The organism is Tenacibaculum sp. SZ-18 (genome assembly GCF_002813915.1).
In the GTDB taxonomy this organism is placed as follows: domain Bacteria; phylum Bacteroidota; class Bacteroidia; order Flavobacteriales; family Flavobacteriaceae; genus Polaribacter.
In genome coordinates this window covers 3,326,897-3,348,334 of the sequence record NZ_CP019335.1, presented here as the reverse complement: position 1 = coordinate 3,348,334, position 21,438 = coordinate 3,326,897, and the positions used below count along the sequence as shown (strand labels likewise).

Annotated in this window: 19 protein-coding genes and 2 tRNA genes; 7 read left to right on the top strand and 14 right to left on the bottom strand. The window is 30.1% G+C overall.

Annotation, left to right across the window (positions count from 1 at the left end; all coding sequences use genetic code 11):
• Window positions 1-889 precede the first annotated feature (889 nt).
• Both BTO06_RS15160 and BTO06_RS15155 read left to right on the top strand, forming a co-directional pair.
• Entirely contained in the window at window positions 890-2,713 is a 1,824-nt protein-coding gene (locus BTO06_RS15160; protein ID WP_100926110.1) for a transglutaminase-like domain-containing protein, read from the top strand.
• Entirely contained in the window at window positions 2,679-4,706 is a 2,028-nt protein-coding gene (locus BTO06_RS15155; protein WP_100926109.1) for a DUF3857 domain-containing protein, read from the top strand. Before BTO06_RS15160 ends, BTO06_RS15155 begins: the two co-directional genes overlap by 35 nt.
• Window positions 4,707-4,830: 124 nt before the next feature.
• Here the strand turns inward: BTO06_RS15155 and BTO06_RS15150 are convergent, their stop codons facing one another.
• The 5 genes from BTO06_RS15150 to BTO06_RS15135 all read right to left on the bottom strand — a co-directional run bounded on the left by BTO06_RS15150 (window position 4,831) and on the right by BTO06_RS15135 (window position 10,883).
• Window positions 4,831-6,918, bottom strand: a complete 2,088-nt coding sequence (locus BTO06_RS15150) for a S46 family peptidase (RefSeq protein WP_100926108.1) — start codon at window positions 6,916-6,918, stop codon at window positions 4,831-4,833.
• Between the two features lie 41 nt (window positions 6,919-6,959).
• Entirely contained in the window at window positions 6,960-7,844 is an 885-nt protein-coding gene (locus BTO06_RS15145) for a sterol desaturase family protein (RefSeq protein ID WP_100926107.1), read from the bottom strand.
• A gap of 69 nt (window positions 7,845-7,913) precedes the next feature.
• On the bottom strand, window positions 7,914-8,210 hold the full coding sequence (locus tag BTO06_RS15140) for a hypothetical protein (RefSeq protein WP_100926106.1): 297 nt from the start codon (window positions 8,208-8,210) through the stop codon (window positions 7,914-7,916).
• 158 nt (window positions 8,211-8,368) lie between these two features.
• The gene (locus BTO06_RS18915) at window positions 8,369-8,503 is read right to left on the bottom strand and encodes a hypothetical protein (protein ID WP_257790641.1); all 135 of its coding nucleotides are present in this window, start codon (window positions 8,501-8,503) and stop codon (window positions 8,369-8,371) included.
• A gap of 31 nt (window positions 8,504-8,534) precedes the next feature.
• Entirely contained in the window at window positions 8,535-10,883 is a 2,349-nt protein-coding gene (locus BTO06_RS15135; RefSeq protein ID WP_100926105.1) for a penicillin acylase family protein, read from the bottom strand.
• A 298-nt stretch (window positions 10,884-11,181) separates the two neighbouring features.
• On the opposite strand from BTO06_RS15135, the gene BTO06_RS18590 reads away from it, so the two are divergent.
• A complete protein-coding gene (locus BTO06_RS18590) occupies window positions 11,182-11,352 on the top strand; it encodes a hypothetical protein (RefSeq protein ID WP_157811882.1) in 171 nt (56 codons plus the stop codon).
• 868 nt (window positions 11,353-12,220) lie between these two features.
• Here BTO06_RS18590 and arsM read toward each other — a convergent pair.
• The 9 genes from arsM to BTO06_RS15090 form a co-directional block, all read right to left on the bottom strand.
• Entirely contained in the window at window positions 12,221-13,189 is a 969-nt protein-coding gene (gene arsM, locus BTO06_RS15130; RefSeq protein WP_100926104.1) for an arsenosugar biosynthesis arsenite methyltransferase ArsM, read from the bottom strand.
• A gap of 83 nt (window positions 13,190-13,272) precedes the next feature.
• Complete coding sequence (locus BTO06_RS15125; RefSeq protein ID WP_100926103.1) at window positions 13,273-14,088, bottom strand: purine-nucleoside phosphorylase; 816 nt, start codon at window positions 14,086-14,088, stop codon at window positions 13,273-13,275.
• A complete protein-coding gene (locus BTO06_RS15120) occupies window positions 14,085-14,672 on the bottom strand; it encodes a TIGR04282 family arsenosugar biosynthesis glycosyltransferase (protein WP_232731472.1) in 588 nt (195 codons plus the stop codon). The genes BTO06_RS15125 and BTO06_RS15120 overlap by 4 nt, the downstream gene beginning before the upstream one ends.
• A gap of 10 nt (window positions 14,673-14,682) precedes the next feature.
• Window positions 14,683-15,180 (bottom strand): rhodanese-like domain-containing protein, encoded by a 498-nt coding sequence (locus tag BTO06_RS15115; RefSeq protein WP_100926101.1) that lies wholly within the window; start codon window positions 15,178-15,180, stop codon window positions 14,683-14,685.
• Window positions 15,181-15,184: 4 nt separating this feature from the next.
• Window positions 15,185-16,237 carry an arsenosugar biosynthesis radical SAM (seleno)protein ArsS gene (arsS, locus tag BTO06_RS15110; protein WP_100926100.1) on the bottom strand — a complete coding sequence of 351 codons (1,053 nt, stop codon included), beginning with the start codon at window positions 16,235-16,237 and terminating at the stop codon, window positions 15,185-15,187.
• Window positions 16,238-16,244: 7 nt separating this feature from the next.
• The gene (locus tag BTO06_RS15105; RefSeq protein ID WP_095074706.1) at window positions 16,245-16,580 is read right to left on the bottom strand and encodes an arsenosugar biosynthesis-associated peroxidase-like protein; all 336 of its coding nucleotides are present in this window, start codon (window positions 16,578-16,580) and stop codon (window positions 16,245-16,247) included.
• A 56-nt stretch (window positions 16,581-16,636) separates the two neighbouring features.
• Window positions 16,637-17,347 carry a DUF547 domain-containing protein gene (locus BTO06_RS15100; RefSeq protein ID WP_100926099.1) on the bottom strand — a complete coding sequence of 237 codons (711 nt, stop codon included), beginning with the start codon at window positions 17,345-17,347 and terminating at the stop codon, window positions 16,637-16,639.
• Between the two features lie 694 nt (window positions 17,348-18,041).
• Window positions 18,042-18,127 (bottom strand) — tRNA-Leu (locus BTO06_RS15095).
• Window positions 18,128-18,151: 24 nt separating this feature from the next.
• Window positions 18,152-18,223 (bottom strand) — tRNA-Gly (locus BTO06_RS15090).
• Window positions 18,224-18,401: 178 nt separating this feature from the next.
• On the opposite strand from BTO06_RS15090, the gene cyoE reads away from it, so the two are divergent.
• The 4 genes from cyoE to BTO06_RS15070 are packed head-to-tail and all read left to right on the top strand — an operon-like array spanning window position 18,402 to window position 21,289.
• Window positions 18,402-19,301: a heme o synthase gene (gene cyoE / locus BTO06_RS15085; RefSeq protein WP_100926098.1), complete on the top strand. Its 900-nt coding sequence runs from the start codon at window positions 18,402-18,404 to the stop codon at window positions 19,299-19,301.
• Window positions 19,302-19,886, top strand: coding sequence for a cytochrome c oxidase subunit 3 (locus tag BTO06_RS15080; RefSeq protein ID WP_100926097.1), 585 nt, complete (start codon window positions 19,302-19,304; stop codon window positions 19,884-19,886).
• A 58-nt stretch (window positions 19,887-19,944) separates the two neighbouring features.
• Window positions 19,945-20,928: a cytochrome c oxidase subunit 3 gene (locus BTO06_RS15075; RefSeq protein WP_100926096.1), complete on the top strand. Its 984-nt coding sequence runs from the start codon at window positions 19,945-19,947 to the stop codon at window positions 20,926-20,928.
• Window positions 20,929-20,950: 22 nt separating this feature from the next.
• Window positions 20,951-21,289: a cytochrome C oxidase subunit IV family protein gene (locus tag BTO06_RS15070; RefSeq protein WP_100926095.1), complete on the top strand. Its 339-nt coding sequence runs from the start codon at window positions 20,951-20,953 to the stop codon at window positions 21,287-21,289.
• The last annotated feature ends 149 nt before the right edge of the window (window positions 21,290-21,438 follow it).

Below are 21,438 nucleotides of genomic sequence, written 5' to 3'. Positions count from 1 at the left end.
AAATTATTATCTTTTTAACTAATAGAAAAATACATAAATCGAATCCGATTCGGTTAAAACATAAATAAGTCCAAACACAATATATCAATAATCTAACTTGAGATAAAACTGTATCAACTTCATCAAAACATTTTTGTAGTTAAAGCAACTCAATAGAAGAAGTTATTTATTCTTAGGTCATAGTAGATGAAAATGATAACTTTATTTCTAGAACATGTAAGACAACTTTACTATTATACCTGAACTTACTTTTTGGACGATAACCAGCAGTCCGTTTGCATATAAAATTAGAGTTTACAAGTACAACTTTTTATTTATAAATATTGCGATTAAAGGATTTTATGGGAATAACGGCTACAGTATATATTCGTATAATGTTCGATCTTTAAACTTATTTACTAGAAAATTAGGTGTAGCATTTACACATCAAAATTGAAAAAGTGTAGCATCTTTGTTTTTCAATAATCAATCTGTAAATTATTTGTGTAACAATATTTCCACAGAGATTTTAGGATCTTATCAATTTCATTTTAATCATTATCTAACCTTAGGAGTCAACTATTTTAATAAGAGATATGAGCCTTTAAGAGTAGATACTAGTCCAATTATATGATAAAAAATGGTTCGCTTTGCAAGCAAATGGATTTATTGATGAAGTAACTTGACGTCAACTTGAAGGAGAAATAAATGATTTTTTGAGGATAGAAATATTCAGTTATTTTATGGAGTGGGATAGTATTTTTATTAGGAGTAACATATTATAGAGTAATTTTTCTACTTAGGTAAATAAGGATTGCTAATTTGAATTACTTCATTTTAAGTAACTTTGTCGCTAATTCTTTAATTAGAAACAATTAGTTTAGTTGTTTACTATTAAAAAATATGCAAAATGAAAAAGATACTACTTATTGGAAATGTTCTCTATTTACTTTTCTGTAATTCAATATTATATAGTCAAGATATTCACATAAAAAACATGTCGGAAATAATTGAAGTCAAAGAAGATTCTTCCTTTGTAAGAAATGTTTCAGTTATTTTCAAAGAGAGTAAAGAGCCTTATTTTTATCCTATTTTTTATGATGGTGAGTTGGAAAATATTTCAAATGTTAAACTTTTTAATAAGAAAAAGAGGCGGGAGAAACCGATAACCAAAGTCAAAACATATGAAGAAGATGCCAAGTTAGATTTTATAACAAGTACAAAAGTTAAGTATGTTTTAATTCCTCCAGAAAAGGAAATAAAACTATCATATTCTTCTTCTTGCAAGGAATTAATGTATTTCTCAAGTTTAGCATTTTTTTCTCATAACAAGACAGATACAATTAATTATAGAATTGAAGTTCCGAAAAAATTCAATTTAGTTCATAATACGATCTTCAAAGAATCTTTATCGTACTATAAAATAGATTCTACTAAAACTGATTTAAATTCAATTTGGAATATAAAAGTATCTCCCCAAAAAGTAGAGCCCGATCCATTCCAGCTTTTTGGAGTATATAAAAATAAGAAGACACCTTTAATGCGAATTATTGTTACTCCTAACTCGTATAAAAATCGACCTGCTAATTACATAAATGATTGGTACAAAGGAGAAGTTTCTTTAAAAAAAGGATTAAACTTTGAAGTAAAGAAGAAAATAGATGCTTTAACCAGTAATATTAATAGTCCATCTGAAATCGTAAATGTATTATATAATTATGTGAGAAATAATTTTAAGTATGTAGCAATAGAAGTTGGGATGGGGGCATTTATTCCTACTCATGCAAATACAGTTTACAATAACAAAGAAGGAGATTGTAAAGATCTTTCTAATTTTTTATCAGAAGCATTAAATTATAAAGGAATTAAAAGTGATATTGCATTGGCTGCAACTTTTGATCATATTTCTGATTGTAATTTCCCTTCACTTAGCTCTGCAAATCATGTTATTACTACGGCATATATTAATAATGAAATTATTTTATTAGATCCTACTGATCCTATACATAGAGAAAGAACTCCTGTTGAAAGTTTGCAAGATCGCACAATATTCATTGTAAACGATAATGGAGGAAAGTATTACAAGGTGAAGAGTTTTACTCCAGAACAAAACAAAATTCTCTACCAATTAAATTTAAAAGTTAATGCAACAGATGTTGAGGGAGATTTTAAGGTTTCATATGAAGGGATTTCTAGTAATTTCTTAAAATATCGATTTAAGAATAAAAGTATAAAAGAGCGAACTGAATATGAGAAAGTGTTTTATGAAGAGATTTTTAGAAACCAATCAATTTCAAAGTTAGAATTACTTAAAGACTCTGATAAACTGGCCTATAAAGGGGAAATTTCAGTAAGTAGTAAAACTTTCGATGATGATAAAAGTAAATACTTATTTATTGATTTTTTACCTAAGATAATTGAGACAGAAAGTCGAGATTCATTTATAGAAGGTATAAACTCAGGAAACCCTTTTCATAAAGTTGTGCGAGCTAATATAAGTTTGAATGAACCTGTACTCAATTTTAAACCTATAGTCCATAATTATGAAGAAGATGGAGTCTCTTTAAAAGTTACTATAAAACTAATTTCAAATCAAGAAATTGAATGCAATTATGATTTTGTTTTGAATCATATATACTTAGAAGAAGAAAATGTCAATAAAACAAATGAGATTTTAAAATCATTTAAAAAAATAATCAATGAACCTATTATCCTTGAAAAACAGAAAAGTTAGCTTGTTATTAATAAGTACATGCTTATTGTTTTTTAGTTTCAATTCTATAGTAAATAACAATGATCCTTTTTTAACAATTTGTAAAAAAGCAGATGGTTATTATTCATATTCATACACAGATGTAACATATGCTAGAAATTGGGGAGGTTTTAAAAGATATGTATCTATCAGTAATAAGTTAGTCATAAATACTTCTAAAGGAGTGGAAAATTATGCCTTTTTGAATTTAACTGATTTTGAAAGTAATCATTTAGAGAAAATTAAGGTACGTACCCTAAAAGCAGATGGATCAATAGTTAATTTAGATTCTAGTTTAGTTTTTAAACGAGACAATAAGAAGAAAAAATTTGGAGAAATAAAGTATCCAATACCAGGGGTTGAACCTGGAGACACGATTGAGACGAGTTATGTATATTATGAAGGATTAAGTAAAACGGATTTAAAAAATTATGTTAGTTTACATGCTGAATTACCAAGTTTAAATTCACAATATTCAGTAAAAGCGCATCCAGAAATGATGATGCGATACAAATCCTATAATGGTTTTCCTGAACCATCAGTAGTTTCAAATGATTCTATAATTTATGCCCAATTTTCAATGGATAAGTTAGAAGGGATTGAAAAAAATGAATACAATTGCTTGCCATGCGAAAAACCCTATTTATATTATTCGTTAGATGAAAGAGGAAGTGAATTAAGAACATGGAAGGATGTTTATAATGAAGAATTTAATTATGTAACTCAACCATTTGCCTTAGACTATGATAGAATTTCTTATTACAAGAGATGGAAGAGAAGAGTAATTGGGAAAGCTAAAGACAGTTCTAAATTTTATAAATTTAAATTACTATATACAGAGGCCCTTAAGAATTTTAAAATGGAACCAGCAAAGGCCAATGAATTAATAAAATCCAGTGGTTATTTTTTAAAAGAAAAACGTTTTGACCCTCTTAGTATTAAGCGATTTTACAGGCAAATTTTGGAGGATTTAGAAATAGATTATTGGGCAGTATTTGGTAGAACAAAACGATTAGGATCTATTAGTAAGCACTATATTAGAAAAGGCGAGTTTGATCATGTATTTTATGCTTATGAAGATGAAAACGAAAAGTTAGTATTTTTATATCCTCACGAGGATTTTTTTCAATATCAAATTAATGAAGTTCCTACATCAATTTATAATACAGATGTGATTTTAGTTAAACCTTATTTAACCAAGAAAAGAAAAAAGAAAGATAAATTTATTTCAAGGGATTTAGAGGTTGCAAAGGCTGATTCCGTATCAATTAAGTTTGTGAAAATGCCAGGAATGAATCCGAATGTTAACTACATGTATCAAATCGTTTCGGGTAAAGTTGATGTGGAGAAAAAAGAAACTACTTATAAATCAAGGTTCAAACTTTCAGGAGGATTATCTACTGAATTAAGAAGCTTTTACGGAATGTTAAATAAAAACGAAGAAGCGAGTAAGTTTTATAATACCTTATCTGAAATTCAAGGAATCGATACTACTCTAGATATTGATACCGTTATCAAGGTATCTTTAAATGGAAAAAAGCCTTTTGTGTTTAAAATTAATAGTGAAGGTAAATTAAACAACGCTGTTACCTTTATAAATGATAGTCTTATTAGTGTTTCAATAGATAAGTTATTAAATCATAATCAAATTGAAGATGCTTCTAATTCTATGGAGTTAAGTTCTTATCTTGATTATGGTTATAGTGACTTACTAACGTATTATATAAACTTCCCTTCGGATATAGAGGTTTTAGGAAAATCAAATTCAGATTTAAAGTTTAAAAACAATTTTGGAGAGTATTCTTTCGAGTTTAAGAAAACAAAGAACAAACAAATTAGGTTAAAATCGGAGTATAAAATCTTAAAAGATTTAATTCCTTATGATAAACGAGAAGAAATAAAATTATTAAATGAAAAGGTTAAAGAGATAAAAAATAAACGATTTGTTATTAAATTAAAGAAGATAAAGTCATAAAGTAATTCGATGAAACCTTTTTTGAACCGCTAGGGTTTTTGAATATTGAATGATTTTATTTTAGATAAAAAAAGGATAATTCTAATGAATTATCCTTTTTTAATTTAATATTAATTATGAGTGTTTACTTCTTAGGATGAACTAATTTCATTTCATCAATTAAATGTTTTGCTCCCGCGTATTTATCAATAATGAATAAAATATAACGAGCATCTACCATAATGTTTCTACAAATCTCAGGATCGTAGTTCATATCACTCATAGTTCCTTCCCAAACACGATCAAAATTCAATCCAACTAAGTTTCCATTAGCATCAATTGCTGGACTTCCAGAGTTCCCTCCAGTTGTATGATTTGTTCCTAAGAAACAAACAGGAACCTTCCCGTTTTTATCTGCGTATTGTCCGTAGTTTTTTGCTTTGTATAAGTCTCTTAGTTTTTTTGGAACATCAAATTCATAGTCACCAGGAACATATTTTTCAATAACTCCATCTAAATAACTTACTGGATTATAATACACGGCATCTCTTGGCGAATATCCACGAACTTGACCATAAGTAACACGTAAAGTACTGTTAGCATCTGGAAAATAACGCGCTTTTGGTAAGGCCTCCATTAAGGCTTTCATGTATTGTTTTTGCAGAGCAACAATTGGCTGATTTTTTTGTTGAAACTCTCGGTTAATTTGTGCGTAAAATTCCTGAATCATAGGTTTTGCGTAAGCATAAGCAGCATCATTGTTAAGTTTTTTAACAACTTCTTCTGAAGATCCTTCTAGTAACTTTAACGCTTTATCTAAATCTGTAAAGCTTGTGGTTTCATAAATAGAAGCATCTGTATTTTTATTATACAAAGGCATTACATTTTTAAATACACCTTTATCTACATTTACATCGTAGTTTTTATGAATTCCTTTTAATTTTCCGATTAGTGAATTCTTTACTTTATCAAATAATTCAGGTTTGTTTTTAGCGGCCATTTCTAGTTCAAATGATCTAAAAGTCATTTGCATTAATTCATTTGTAACTAAAAACACTTCAATAAAGTTTCTTCGCTTAATATTAATGCTTGAAAAATCTTTATATAACTTTTCAAATTCAGGTAAAATGGCACCATATTTTCCTTCTAGACCTTTTTCTTTAAGTGCTTTTTTAAAGATTTCTTCGAATTCTACACGTTGTTGAATAGCATTACTTTTTTGAATTCCTAAATTTTCACCAATCCACTTTTTCCATGCATTCGCAATTCTAGCTTGTTTAGAAGCGTATTTTATTCTTACTGCATCACTAGCTTTCATTTGCGCATCAATTTCCTTTAAAGCAGCTTCTCTAATAGCAATATTACTTGGGTTAAATTCTTGCGTAATGCGTTTAATTGCTGTTGCTGGTAAATATTCATTAGTTCTTCCTGGGAAACCAAAAACCAACGTAAAATCACCTTCCTCTACGCCGTCTAAAGAAACAGGTAAAAAGTGTTTAGGTTTATAAGGCGCATTATCTTTACTATACTTTGCAGGACGGTTATTTTTATCTGCATAAATTCTGAATAAAGAAAAATCACCAGTATGACGTGGGAAAACCCAGTTATCGGTATCACTGCCAAACTTACCAATACTGCTCGGTGGCGCTCCTACTAAACGAATATCTTCAAATCGTTCGGTAACAAATAAGAAATATTGGTTTCCTTTATAAAACGGACTAACTTTTACTAATTGCCAATCTTCTTTTTTAGTCGATTCTTTTATTCCATTTATGTTCTTGTCAATTGCAGATTGTTTTTCACGTTCCGTCATTGTATCTGTAACTCCAGCTAAAGCTTTAGTTGTTACATCTTCAATTCTAACAATAAATTCCACGTATAGGTTGTTGTTTGGCAATTCTTGATCTAAATTCATTGCCCAGAATCCATTTTTTAAATAATCATTTTCTAGTGAAGAATGTGATTGAATTTGTCCAAATCCACAGTGATGATTTGTTAAAATTAATCCTTTAGAAGAAATTATTTCACTTGTACAACCTCCGTTAAAGTGACCAATTGCATCTTTTAAACTAGAGTTATTTACATTGTAAATATCTTTTGCTGAAAGCTTACTTCCTAAAGATTTCATTTCTTGTTCATTCATTCCTTCTAACAAAGAAGGAATCCACATTCCGCCTTGTTGCGCGGTAACTTGAACAAAAAGAAATAGGAATAAAATTTTTATATATCTCATTTGGTTTATTTGTTTATCCGCTAAAGATACAAATAGCCAAATTATTTTTTATTTAAAGGATATAATTCTTGATTTAAAAAGTCTTGAGGAAACTTGTCATCACCTTCAAAACCAATTTCAATATCTCTACCTGAATGAGGAATATAATCTGTTTTAAAAATGTAATCCCATAAACTTAAGGTAATTCCGAAGTTAACTCCATTTTTTCTGTCTTCTGGAAGTTCTTTAGCGTGATGCCAAATATGCATTTTGGGATTGTTTAAAATGTACTTTAAAAATCCATAATCCCAATTAATATTGGCATGATTTAAATGTCCGATAGTAATATTAAAAAAGTGAACAATAGCAACATCTTGAGCTGTAAATCCACCTATAATTGCTAATGGAATATATTTTAATGATTTGTATACAACAGGTTCCATCCAATGATAACGAAGATGTGCAGCAAATCCCATTTGTTTTACAGAATGATGTACTTTATGAAAATTCCATAAAAACTCGTATTTGTGCAACAATCGATGTGTACACCATTGGACAAAATCAATGATAAAAAGGAACGTGAAAATACGAAGCCAGTATGGAAAAGAGTTTATATCAAATAACTGAAAACTAGAAACAGATAAACCTACAAAACCTAATACATCATTAAAAGCTTGTTCAGTTGTATTTGATAAAGCAATTAAAACAATAAGATTTAAAATGAAAAAATTGAAAAACATATAAAAGGTATCCAACCAAAAATCTTTTCTAAAAAAAGGTTGATTTTTTCTCCAAGGAAATATAATTTCTAAAGACCAAACGATTAATGAAATTAAAATTAAACCATAGAAATAATTTTCCCAATTTAATTCAAAAAGAACAGATTGCTTGATATAATTCCAATAGTTGGAATACGATTTAGATATAAGATCTAAGTATTTTTGCATGTTTCTATAAAAATATGACTATTATACACTCCATAATTGTCGATTGTTGCAATAAATAATTACAACGTATTATGAATCATTTCCAAAGTAGAACGTACTCAACCAATTCCCATTCCCAATTTCATGATGGATTTTTGATACTGTTGTATTTCCATCAAATTTTTCTCCAAATCCTTTAATAGTTACGATGTCATTTGTATTCACAACTTCAGTTCCTTGAACTTTTATATCTCCATGTATAGTATTGGTATTAGAGCGATTAATTGATATAGTTGAATCCATTATATTTTCACCAGAAGATAATTGGAATACAGCTTCTTTGCGACCAATGTGTGAGTTTATAGAAGTACAATACACAATAAACATATTGCTAATTTTAGCGTTAACTTTAATTTCTTTTCGAATTATTTCTGCTGAACAAATACTATGATTTTGATTATAATAGCCTACTTTAACTTCTAAAGTATTTCCTATTTCAAAAATAGAAGAGTTTGCAGTTGCAAAGTTTCTATCGTCAAGAATTTTTAATTGTATTTCATTATTTGTGATAATAAAATTGTAACGTGTTTTATTTCAATTGAATCATAAATAGAATTTCCATTCGGAAGCACTTCAATAGTAACTAATTCACTTTGATTTTGGAAGTTGTTTTTTATCATTAGTTTGACTTATTAAGTTTTGAAAACCTTTTTAGTTTAATACTAGTTTATATTTTGAGTTTTCAATTACTTTTTCTTGAGAAATCCAATAGGGAATCCAAGTATTATTTTTCCAGATTTCTACTTGAGATTTATAATATGGATGGAATATTCTAGCTGAATTTCCTCCAGCAAGAGCTCCCATAAATTTTTCAGAATCGCTTAAATCAGCAACCATTCTGAATGAACTAAACCAACCAGTATCAAAGTTGAGATCTTTAGTTTTTTTATACATTCCTCTATTTATGGTTTGATTAGAACCACTTTTAGGGAATTCTTCAAAACCAAGTAAAGATTTACCAAAACCTTCTTGACGAATTGGGCTGGCGAAATATATTTTATGAATTTTACCCCAAGTCCATTCTTTGGAATTAGGACCAATTTCTTTAGTAAGATACTTTGTAGTCATGATTCCAGCTTGAACAATTAAATCATCTAGAGTTTCAACTTCAGGTGTAGTGGTGTTATCTATAACTTTGTGATTCGTAACAATTAAATCATCTAATTTTTGCATCCAGTAATATCCGCTACTCCAGAATGTGTCTTCTAACTCATCTGGTAATTCATCGTTTAAAATTAAAGTTGCCAAATATTCATACAATACATTATAAACAGCTCCACCTTGCGCATTTACATCATCAACATAATTCCAGTTACTTAGTATTTCACCCAATTCTTTTGTTTCGTCGTTTTTGTTCAAAGCAGCTTCAAAAATAGGAGCCAATCTTTCTGCTTGCATGTTTTTACAATCTAGAATGAGTTGCCATAAATCATCCTTACTAAACTTGCGATTTTCACTTAAAACCTCTTTGATTCTTAAGTAGCGATAATTCGGTGAGAAATGCTCTGAGTAATAAAAAGGATAATCATCAGGACGCGTATCATGGTTTGCTGTTGCTACCCAATTTTTCTTAGGATTTATCATATGCGGCATACTATCTTTAGGAATAAATTCATCAAAAGTTTGAGTTTCTTTAGTCATTCCTTGACTGTTTACTCTTTTGGGAATCAAACCTGTAGCTTGATGCGCTATATTCCCTTCTACATCTCCGAAAACAAAGTTGAAAAATATATTATCTACCCCGAATAATGCTTCTCTTAATTCTGATACATTTTTAGATTCTAAAAACCGCTCAAAACCAATAGATTTACTTCTTGAATAAGCAAGTGACCATTGTAAACTAACAATATCTTCAGTCATAATTCCAAAAACGTCGAAATCGGAAATTATTGGACCACGAACTGTTGATCGAACTTCAATTTCAACATCTTCGCCATCTTTAACTTTTATAATTTCTTTTCTTTTTGAAATTGGAAGTTTTTCCTCTCCGGCAAAATAGAAATCACCCTCGGTTTTTTCTATAAATAAATCTTGACTATCACCATAACCATTGGTAACTCCAAAAGAAACAAATTCGTTACGACCACCAAGAATCCCGGGAATACCTGGAATTGCAATTCCAGCACTTTTAAATTCTGGACATGACAAACCAATAGGATGAAAAATTCCAGGAAGCAATCTAGAATCAACATGAGGATCATTGCAAACAATAACTTTACCTGAAGCTGATTTTTCACCAGAAACGGCCCAGTTGTTAGATCCGAATTCAGGCAGCGGTAATAATGTTGGAGACATTTTAGTAGGCTCGACATTTAGTTTTTCTGAAAGAGCAGCTTTAATTTTATTAAAATCAATAAGCAATGGTTTTGTTCTGTCAGGGTTTATGTTTAATGGAAATATGTTTTTATCTAAAGTAGATTTTGTGGCTAGATTTAATGTTAAAATTTCATCCTCCATATCTCTACCATGAGTAAAACCTATAAATAGAATTATATTCATAATGTCCAAAGGTTGAATTTCTGATGGTTGGATACCAAGTAAACCTAATTCTACTGGAAATTCATTTGCACTAGTTGAAAGGTATTCATTAAAACCTTCGCAGTACCAAGTCAAAAAATCTACAGTCTCTTTATTTAAATTAGCAAAGCTATTTTTTGCATGTTGAGGTAAATTGAAAACTCGCATTTTAATATCAGATTGCACCATTGAAGGTCCAATTATTTCTGCTAATTCTCCTTTAATTAGTGCTCTATAAAATTCTATTTGGAAAAGACGATCTTGAGCAGATACAAATCCTTGTCCTCTAATGACGTCGGCCTTATTTTCAGCAACAACATACGGAATACCATTTTCATCTCTATGAATTTGTATTGGAGCGGTGTTTTTTGAAATTTGTACAGTTCCTTCTCTTTTAAAGTTGTTGATATTGGAAATATAAACAACTACAGCAATTATTATGAGAATTAAGATTGAAGCAAAAATTAGTTTGCCTTTTTTCATAATAGGTCGAGTTTATTTAAAATTAATAGTACTAAGATAGTTTATTATTCATCTATGGGAAATTATCTACTACGGATTTAAAAGTATACATCTAAAAATAAAATATATTTAGGTTTTTATTTAGTTAGAATAATTAATATGCTATCCCTTAAACAAATACTGCAATCCTAATTGTGCTTTACATCTTAAATTAATAAAATCAAGTACTCAAGGTTTTGTATTTTCATTTAAAGTGAATTAATAAACAGGTTAATGGTTTTGTATTCCTTGAAATTCGAATAAGTTAAAGGTGGAATTTATGAATTTCGGTACAAAAACTAAATATGGTCAGTTTTTATTTAACAAATTCAATACATTAAATACATCAAAGCTTACTTGTAAATTATCGTTGTTTTTAAATGAAATATTTCTAGTTTTTTTAGTTACGGAAGAATTAATGACTACTTCATTAAGAGCAGTGCTTTCTTAAGTTAATGCGATATCTAAAGTTGTTGTTTTACCTAAGTTGATTTGAATTTTAGATTTCTAATATGTGTGAAAATCGATAAATTGAATTTCTAATCGATATTGATTTCCAAGATAAATTTTGGTTATTAAATAATGTCCAGATTCTTGAGAGCTTTTACTGTATTTTAAATTGCTATTATTTTCAGACATAATAATTCTATGATAATTAACTAGATTAAATATGATTCATGAAAATTCTACTCATAGAAACATAGTGACGTAATAATTGAGTTTATTATGAAATCATAATTGAAGGAGAACTTTTATTAAAGTCATCGGAAGAATATGTTAAATTACAGGTTTTCAAAATTATTTATAATAAACTCTTTTGGACAAGAAATAATTGAAAGTAAAAGATTTTTCAGAATCAGACGGGTATTTCTTATCTATTTAAAAAGTGATATAAATTTTTTGTTTCATCAACATTCTTTAATACTTCAATATGCTTAGTGGTATGCTTTTTTGATATGAAATACTGTTTTAAAGCAGTAATAAGTAGATTGCTTTGCTAAGGTAACTTTTTAAATTCTTCTTTATGAAAAGTACTTGTTTAAAGTGTAATCAAATTATATCTACCATTTATTGAAGTTTTTAAAGTGAGAATTTGATTCTGAAGATTCTATATGGCAGAAAATAATACTCATTTTTAAAATCAGGAAGGTTATTTCCAATGATGATTACTGCATCGTAACCTTCTTTAAAAACTGATGTTATGGCATTAATTAGCTTCGATACATTAAGTTGAGGTAACCCCGATGATATTACATAAAGTTGAAATAACAAAAAAACACCTCAATATGAGGTGTTTATATATCTTGATTTATGTTTTTTTAACAACATCCGCCACCATCATAATGGAAAGTAGATTCTGAAATGAAAATATCTTTTCTTCCTAAATCTGCTAAAGCACCAGCAGTTTTATCACAAATAGCTAATGGTTGATTTTTAAGTAGCGTATGACCTTTTCCATCATCAAAATATTCTTCTTCTCCGAAGTAAATTGCGGCTTTTCCAGTAAAAATACATGGTCCATCTATTGGCATTGGATCTTTAATGGCAGCAACTTCAATTGATTCGATGTAAATTAGGTCTTCAGTTGGATAATTTAAAGGATCTAAAATTCTATATGGCTTTCTCGCTCTAATTTCTATGGTACCGAAACCAGCATCCGTTAACATTTTAACGTATTCTGCAATTGGCAAACTACCACTTAAGCATAATGCACGTAAACGCTCATCATTACGTAATGTTTGATTCATTGGTTGTTCACAAGTTGGATCACTCATAACTAAACGTCCGTGTGGTTTTAAAACACGATACATTTCAGCAATAGCTTTCTTTAAGTCATCTGCTTTAAAAATATTAAACAAGCAGTTTTGTGCAGCAACATCAATTGAATTATCTTCAACAGGTAAATTCATTGCATCACCTTTGCGTAGGTCAACAAATTCACTTTTGAACCAATTGTTTTGTTTCTCGGCTTCAATAAAGTTTTTATCTGAAACTTCTAACATTTCATCAACTACATCTACACCAATTACTCCATTTTTTTGACGAGAAAAATATGCAAATTGTAATAATTCCATTCCTCCGCCAACTCCTACGTATAAAACTTTTGGATTATTAGTTAAATCTCTTGCATGCACAGTAGAGCCACAACCGTAGTTCATTTCTTGCATAATTTTAGGGATTTTTAAACCTGGTAGTTCCCAAATAGGGTTAGTAGTACAGCATAATCCAACATCTGGTGTTAAAGCTGCTTCTTTATATACATCTTTTGTTGTTTCTAAATAACTCATTTTTATATGATTCTAGACAGCCTTGATTTTTTTAAATATTGATAATAAAAATATTTTTCTCTTTTCGCTTGTCGTTTTTTTCTCTATAATTTACTAATCAATTCTTTAAACAATGTAATCAGTTTTGGTTCCGCTTTACCTGCGACTGCAATAATATCTGAAATATCTACAGGCTGTAGATTTTTAGGGTCACATTCATCGGTTAAAACCGAAATCGCACAACAAGGAATATTTAATTGTTTAGCGACAATTACTTCAGGAACAGTACTCATTCCAACAGCATCTGTTTCTAATATTTGAAGCATTCTGTATTCAGCGCGTGTTTCTAATTGCGGACCTAATACACTTGCATAAATTCCTTCATGTAGGTTTATGTCGTTCTGTTTTGCAATAACTTTCAGACGGTCGTTCAATTTTCTTGAATATGGTTCTAACATGTCTGCAAAAATGTTCCCGAATTCTTTTGCTTGTTTAAAAGCTAATGGAGAACTACCTTGTAAATTGATGTGGTCTTCAATTAACATTAAGTCTCCTTTTTTGTATGAAAGATTAATTGCTCCTGCAGCATTTGAAATTAAAAGAGTTTTAATTCCTAATCCGTGCATTGTTCTAATTCCATAAGTAACTTCCCAAGGAGTATAACCTTCATACAAATGAAAACGACCAGACATTACAACCACACTTTTACCTGATAATTTACCAAAGATTAATTTTCCTGAATGGAACTCAACTGTTGCTTCTGGAAAGTTTGGAATTTCACCGTATTGGATTTCTTGGTTGATTTCTATGTCGTCAACTAACTTACCTAAACCTGTTCCTAATACAATTCCTACTTCTGGAGTATCAATATTTTTATCAGTTATATATTTTATAGTTTCTTTCAGTTGTTGTCGTTTCATGGCTTTAAAAATTGTGTGAATGCTGGATGATCTCGAATGTCTTCAACAACATCAACATCGTTAAGTATTGGTAATAAAAATACGCTTTGTTTTTTTAAGTCGTTTAAAGTCGCTTCTCGAATAGATGAGGTTCCCCAATCTTTATTATTAAAAACATCGGGATAAACTTGTTTTGCGGCCAATAGATAATATCCACCATCTTCTGCAGGACCAATTACAACATCATTTGAGTTCAATTGATGAAAAGCTTCATCAATATGATGTGATTCTAATTCGTATAAATCACTCCCAATTATGGCAACTTTTTCGTATCCCATTGAGAAAGCAGTTGTGAATGCATTTTGCATTCGTTCTCCTAAATCATCACCTTCTTGTTGTAATTTTTGAAATACGGTAGCATCCCATATATCATTATCTCTTACCTTAACAGAATAAAACACTGCCTTATCAGATGATATTTGCTGTGTTACTTCTTTTGTTCTGTTTAATAAGAATTTATAGATCTCAAGTGCTTTTTTGTCACCTAGAGATTTTGCAAGTCGAGTTTTTACCTTTCCTAATTCAGGATTTCTGGTAAAAATCATCAACAAATTTTTACTCATATATCTTAATTCCTTTCGTTAACCATACTCCCCATTCTTTATTGAAAGCATGGACTTCTTCTGTGGGGTTATTGTTTTTATTTAGAACCCTATTCCCATTATTTTTCCATTCAAAAATACCGCCATATAAGTTGAATACGTTTGTGTATCCCGCTTTTTTAAGTTGTTCTGCAACATCTTCTGAACGAATACCTATAGAACAATATACTACTATTTTGGCGTTTTTATCTTCTGGTAATTGTTGTAGTGTTTTTTGTAAATCGAAATGATCATAACCAACACAAATAGCGTTTTTTAAATGACTTACTTCAAACTCTATTGGTTCACGAGCATCTAATAACACTGTATTTTCATCTTTATCATCTAAATTTTCAACATGAATATAAGGGACTGATTCTTGGTTGAATTTTTTCAACAACTTCTTTAAACTTCCCTGTGCTTGGGTAGTTTGAATTAAAAACAATGAAAAGAGGAAGACTAATTGTTTCATTTGCTTAAGCTACAGTTCCTTGACAGCTACTTCCCGCTCCGGCAGTACAACCGTAACAATGTTGGTTGATAATGATATTACGTTTTCTCAACAATTCTTCATTGTATTCTGAAATATGTTTTACTTTACTAGCAACTTTCAGATTAAGCATTTGGTTAAAATCACAATCGTATAACCAGCCATCCCAACTAACAGAAAGTGTATTCGTACACATTACATTTTCAACCGCCATAGGATTATATGCTTCGACTAAAGCATACATATAGTCTTCATAATTTTCAGAAGCAATTAAATAATCTAGAAATCTACTAATAGGTAGATTTGTGATAGCAAATAAATTATTGAAAACAATATTAAAATCTTCTAACAATGCTTTCTTGAAATCACTTTCTAAGCCAGCTTGATCACCTGGTAAAAATGCACCTGATGGATTGTAAACAAGATCTAATTGTAATCCAGAATCTTCTTTTCCGTAACCAACATTATTTAACATTTGTAATGCTTTGATGGATTTATCGAAAACTCCATCACCACGTTGCTTATCTGTTTTTCCACGTGTCCAGTGCGGCATAGATGAGACAACATGAACATTATGTTTTTTAAAGAACTCAGGTAGATCGTAATACTTTTTATTCGCACGAATAATGGTCAGATTCGATCGGACGATAAAATCTTTAATTCCAGCTTTTGAAGCTTCTTCTACAAACCAACGAAACTTAGGATTCATCTCTGGAGCTCCACCAGTTAAATCTAAAGTGTGTGCACCAGTTTTTTTAATTACCTCTAAACACTGATTCATGGTTTCTTGAGTCATGATTTCTTTTCTATCAGGACCAGCGTCTACATGACAGTGAGCACAAACTTGATTACACATGTAACCTAGGTTTATTTGTAGAATTTCTAATTTCTTAGGCTGTAAAGGAAATTGATTTGTTTCCTTAATTTTTTCAGCAAACGTAGGTAATTCACCATCCTTAAAAATTCCATTTGATAGAATTTCTAATTGACGCTCAGTGTTTGCTAAATCGTTATTTCTTGCCAAAAGCGATTTCTTCATTGATCTATTACATTTCTAATTTGTTCACTTTGTTCATCATTTGAACACCGTGAACTAAGGTAGCACCACTTTTAATTGCTGCTCCAACGTGAATAGCTTCCATCATTTCTTCTTTTGTGATTCCACGTTGTAATCCATCTTTTGTATATGCATCAATGCAATATGGACATTGCTCTGTATGTGCTACGGCTAGTGCTATTAAACTTTTTTCTCGAGCGGTAAGTGCTCCTTCTTCAAAAACTTTACCATAATAGTCGAAGAACTTGTTTCCAAGTTCTTCACTCCATTCTGTTATTTTACCGAACTTTCTTAAGTCGGAAGGATCATAATATGTTTTAGACATGTACTTTCTTTTATGTTTTATACTGAATTTGTTTCAGTAAAATGAGAATAAAAATACTATTTTCCGTTCAGATTCCAGTCATATGGTAAATGATGAATTTTAGCATCAGCATCTACAGGTTCGTTTGCATATTTGTTAATGTAGTCAACAACAGAACCTTTTATAGTGAAATCTCCCTTGAACCAGTTAAAGATTTCCGAGATATGAATTGTACTCTTTTTATTTAATTTGTTACGCTTAGGATCATTAATAAACTGCTTCATTAAGCTCTCTAGTTCACTATCAATGTTTGCTTCAGTAAAAGCTTTGTTATGTAATTTAGGACATGATACAGAGGCACAGTTAACACCAACGTGAATTCTAGGGTCGAACAATTTTTTTCGTAAAATATTATGCTCTATATGGTCTAAAGTGTATGGTTTTCCACCTACAAATGCGAAAGGAATTTTCCATGGGCTTTTTTCTTTTTCCTTTATTTTCATGATACTTTTAACGGGATAGTTATTTAAGATCAATTTAATTGTGTAGGCGTTATATGCATTAATCCAAAATGCCTTTTGCTTATTTTTAGACCAAGATGAACTTGGAGATGTTTTTTCTAAATAAGCGAGATAATTATTTAATGTAGCTTCATCTTTTTTCAAAGCATTATAGTTTACATTTCCTTTAGCATCAACATGTGTACTCAATATACCATTAAATATACTCGTTTGTGCCGAAACAGTTACAGTTATAAAAAGGTTAATAATTAGGAGGAATTTTTTCATAAGTTTTTTAATTATGTTTTTAGACGCATATATATTTTAAACTTTACAAATAATATTATAGGAAGTATTTCTGATATTACTAAATAATTTATAATTGGGAGGCTTAATAGAATTATGATTTCAAATAAAATATTTTGTTTTCATTGACATCATGAAAAAGGCGATTGTTTTAAGGTAATTAGTACGTTGTCATTTTTTGCATTAAATTGAATATTGATGTTTTTGAGATTAGTTATAGAATTAGAGATTGTGTTGCGTTAAATTCAAATTTCTCAATTATTAGACAAAGTAGAATTTAATATTTGAAATTAAATTAAAAATGAGAATAAAAAGATATACATTAGGATAGTTTAATTCAAAATAAAGTTTCGCTCATCGATGTACGAATAAATGAAGGTTAAAAATTTTTTTGATGTTGCTAAATCCTAATTCATAGTAATAATTAATAAAGAATTATCAATAGAGCCAAACCGAATACGTGTAATGCGAATTGTATTCGGTTGTAAAAGAATAAATTGAACTCCAAGAAGGAACTTGAAACTACAATTGCAGATATAATCTTCATTACAATGTAGTCATTAGGTGATTTTTTTGAATATATTTTGTGAACGAATTTTGAAAAGATTCATAAAATTTAAAGCTTATTCATCTTTAACAAAATAAAAAAAGCCGAAACATTTTGTTTCGGCTTTAGTACTGAAGGCGGGACTTGAACCCGCACGAGCATTACGGCTCATTGGATTTTAAGTCCAACGTGTCTACCAATTCCACCACTTCAGCATTGGTAATTTATAAAAGGTTCTGAGCGAAAGACGGGATTTGAACCCGCGACCCTCACCTTGGCAAGGTGATGCTCTACCCCTGAGCTACTTTCGCGTAGTCTTTGTCTAAGATCGTATGCAATCGTGATTGCGGGTGCAAATATACAACCCTTTTTTAATCTGCCAAACAAAATTTAATTATTTTTAAAAAAAGTTTAGATTATCAATATAATGTAAATTTTATGGTGGTTACATATATATAGAATATCTTTGCAAAAACTTTTAAAAGTAAGGTGAGTTCAGTTTTGACGGCAGAAAAATCAGTTTTAAAAACATTTTTTATAGATTTTAAACAACTAACTAAGGTTGGTTTGTCCGTAAGTGTGGTGTTTACATCAATAGCTGGTTATTTATTAGGAGCAGAAACGGTAGACTATTCAATTATATTATTATTAAGTGTTGGAGGATATTTAATGGTAGGTGCGTCCAATGCTTTTAATCAGGTGATAGAAAAGGATATTGACGCTGTAATGCAAAGAACAAAAAATCGGCCTTTACCTTCAGGTAGGATGAAACCGACTTCTGCGTTCATAATAGCAACGGTTTTTACCATAGCAGGAATCGCAATACTATATATAATTCATCCTAAATGTGCATTATTCGGTGCAATTTCTATTTTTTTATATACTAGTGTATACACTCCATTAAAAGCAATAACTCCTCTTGCAGTTTTTGTTGGAGCAATTCCGGGAGCGATTCCTTTCATGTTAGGATGGGTAGCAGCCACAGGAAATTTTGGAATAGAAGCTGGTTTTTTATTTATGATTCAATTTTTTTGGCAGTTTCCACATTTTTGGGCTATCGGGTGGTTACAAGATGAGGAGTATAAAAAAGCAGGATTGCATATGTTGCCTATGGATAAAAAAGATAAAGGTGCAGTTGCACAGATAATTTTTTATACATGTGTAATGATTTTGATTTCGGTAGCACCTGTATTAAAGGTTACAGGTTCATTATACATTTATCCAATAACTGCGTTTACAGTAGTTATTTTAGGATTATTGATGTTGTTTTACGGAATTAAATTATATAAGTCTCAAGAAAATACTGATGCTAGAAAATTAATGTTGGCTAGCGTTTTTTATATCACAGTATTACCAATTATTTACGTAATAGATAAATTTTTACATTAAATGAGCGAAGTTCAAGTAGATAAAGAGCTGAAAGAAGCAAAAAGAAAGTCAGCAAAACCTATGCTTTGGGTATCCTTAATAAGTATGGTGATGTTTTTTGCTGGATTGACAAGTGCTTACATCGTAAGTGCGAAAAGAGAGGATTGGGTATCGTTTGATTTACCACAGGCATTTTACATTAGCACCGCATTAATTGTATTAAGTAGTATTACCTTATTTATTTCTCAATCATTTTTGAAGAAAGACGATTTAAAGAAATCAATGATGTTTTTGTTAGCCGCTTTAGGGTTAGGTTTAGCATTTGTATGGTATCAATATGTAGGTTTTAAAGAATTAGAAAGTTTAGGGTTATATTTTACAGGTCCGAAAAGTACAGTTTCAACATCTTTTGTGATTGGAATTACATTTATTCACGTTTTACACCTTCTGGCGGGAGTTCTAGTGCTTTTTGTCGTTATTTATAATCATTTTAAAAAGAAGTATTCATCAGCCAATATGCTTGGATTTGAACTAGGTGCAATCTTTTGGCATTTCGTAGATTTAGTATGGATACTTTTATTTTTATTTTTTAAGTTTTACAAGTAATATAAAATGCGTAATTTTGGCGCATTATTTAACAAAAATTAACTGATAAAAGATATTTATGGATTCTAATATCGCTGTAAATTCTGACAATAAAGAGACTTGGGGTGGTGGAGCAGGAGTGCGTCCATTTGGAGCAAGTTATGGTAAAATGATGATGTGGTTTTTTATCCTATCTGATGCATTAACATTTTCGGGGTTCTTAGCTGCTTACGGTTTGACGCGTTTTAAATTTATTGACTCATGGCCTATCGCTGATGAAGTTTTTACACACGTTCCGTTTTTTCATGGGAATTACCCAATGTACTACGTTGCGTTTATGACATTTATTTTAATTGTATCGTCGGTAACTATGGTTTTAGCAGTTGATGCTGGTCATAAGATGCAAAAGAAGAAAGTGGCCACTTATATGTTTGTAACAATCGTATTTGGGTTGATATTCGTTGGTTCTCAGGCTTGGGAGTGGAAAACTTTTATTAAAGGATCTTATGGTGCTGTGAGAACTACAGACAATAAAATTTTACAGTTTGTCAAAAATGGTGAGCAAATAGCATTAGCAGATTTTGTAAACACTGAAAGAGTTGACGGAAGAGAACAACATACAGCAAAGAATGGGTTATGGTTTAATAAAGAAAAAACTATATCTCAATATTCAGTAGCTCAAGTACAAGAAGCTTTCATGGCAGATCCTTCTTTACAGGTAAGGTCAGAAAGAATCGATTTAGACACTAAGAAGAAAATTACCTTCTCAAGAGATGAAAGTTTAAAGCAATTGGAGAAAGCTAATTTAGTTGTAGAAGGAGCAAACTTACAAGTAAACGAATATGGAAATCCAATATTTGCAGATTTCTTTTTCTTTATTACAGGCTTCCATGGTTTTCACGTATTTTCAGGAATCGTATTGAATATCATCATATTTTTTAATGTTGTTTTAGGAACATACGAAAAAAGAGGACATTACGAAATGGTGGAAAAAGTTGGATTATATTGGCACTTCGTAGATTTAGTTTGGGTATTCGTATTTACATTCTTCTACTTAGTTTAATTAATTATAAAGAGATTTAAAGATGGCACATTCACACGAGTCAAATACAAAAAGAATTTGGATTGTTTTAGCAATCTTATCGTTTATCACAGCTGTTGAAGTTGGTTTAGGTATTGTTAAGCCTGATGCTTTACATTTACATGGTCCGGGTACAAGCTGGTTAAACTGGATATTTATTATATTAACATTAGCAAAAGCATATTATATTGCTTGGGCATTTATGCACCTTGAAGGCGAAAAGAAGTGGTTTAGGCGCGCAATTGTTTGGACAGCAGTTTTCTTAATCTGTTACCTTTTATTCATCGTTTTATTTGAAGGTGGATACTTATATGATACTTTGGCGCCGTTAATAAAATGGTAAAAATATATTTAGAAAAGAGGTGGTGGTTTTTAACCACCTTTTTTTTGCTTAAAATTTAAATACGAAGTCAAATTTATGTTGTCGGTTTAAAACGTGATTTAGTCAATATATACTTGCTAATAGTTTATTTTCTCTAGTAAAAAGGACGA

Coding starts and splice junctions, on each gene's coding strand:
- BTO06_RS15160 (WP_100926110.1), top strand. CDS start 890: ATGAAAAAGATACTACTTATTGGAAATGTTCTCTATTTACTTTTCTGT.
- BTO06_RS15155 (WP_100926109.1), top strand. CDS start 2,679: ATGAACCTATTATCCTTGAAAAACAGAAAAGTTAGCTTGTTATTAATA.
- BTO06_RS15150 (WP_100926108.1), bottom strand. CDS start 6,918: ATGAGATATATAAAAATTTTATTCCTATTTCTTTTTGTTCAAGTTACC.
- BTO06_RS15145 (WP_100926107.1), bottom strand. CDS start 7,844: ATGCAAAAATACTTAGATCTTATATCTAAATCGTATTCCAACTATTGG.
- BTO06_RS15140 (WP_100926106.1), bottom strand. CDS start 8,210: ATGTTTATTGTGTATTGTACTTCTATAAACTCACACATTGGTCGCAAA.
- BTO06_RS18915 (WP_257790641.1), bottom strand. CDS start 8,503: ATGATAAAAAACAACTTCCAAAATCAAAGTGAATTAGTTACTATTGAA.
- BTO06_RS15135 (WP_100926105.1), bottom strand. CDS start 10,883: ATGAAAAAAGGCAAACTAATTTTTGCTTCAATCTTAATTCTCATAATA.
- BTO06_RS18590 (WP_157811882.1), top strand. CDS start 11,182: ATGAATTTCGGTACAAAAACTAAATATGGTCAGTTTTTATTTAACAAA.
- arsM (WP_100926104.1), bottom strand. CDS start 13,189: ATGAGTTATTTAGAAACAACAAAAGATGTATATAAAGAAGCAGCTTTA.
- BTO06_RS15125 (WP_100926103.1), bottom strand. CDS start 14,088: ATGAAACGACAACAACTGAAAGAAACTATAAAATATATAACTGATAAA.
- BTO06_RS15120 (WP_232731472.1), bottom strand. CDS start 14,672: ATGATTTTTACCAGAAATCCTGAATTAGGAAAGGTAAAAACTCGACTT.
- BTO06_RS15115 (WP_100926101.1), bottom strand. CDS start 15,180: ATGAAACAATTAGTCTTCCTCTTTTCATTGTTTTTAATTCAAACTACC.
- arsS (WP_100926100.1), bottom strand. CDS start 16,237: ATGAAGAAATCGCTTTTGGCAAGAAATAACGATTTAGCAAACACTGAG.
- BTO06_RS15105 (WP_095074706.1), bottom strand. CDS start 16,580: ATGTCTAAAACATATTATGATCCTTCCGACTTAAGAAAGTTCGGTAAA.
- BTO06_RS15100 (WP_100926099.1), bottom strand. CDS start 17,347: ATGAAAAAATTCCTCCTAATTATTAACCTTTTTATAACTGTAACTGTT.
- BTO06_RS15080 (WP_100926097.1), top strand. CDS start 19,302: ATGAGCGAAGTTCAAGTAGATAAAGAGCTGAAAGAAGCAAAAAGAAAG.
- BTO06_RS15075 (WP_100926096.1), top strand. CDS start 19,945: ATGGATTCTAATATCGCTGTAAATTCTGACAATAAAGAGACTTGGGGT.
- BTO06_RS15070 (WP_100926095.1), top strand. CDS start 20,951: ATGGCACATTCACACGAGTCAAATACAAAAAGAATTTGGATTGTTTTA.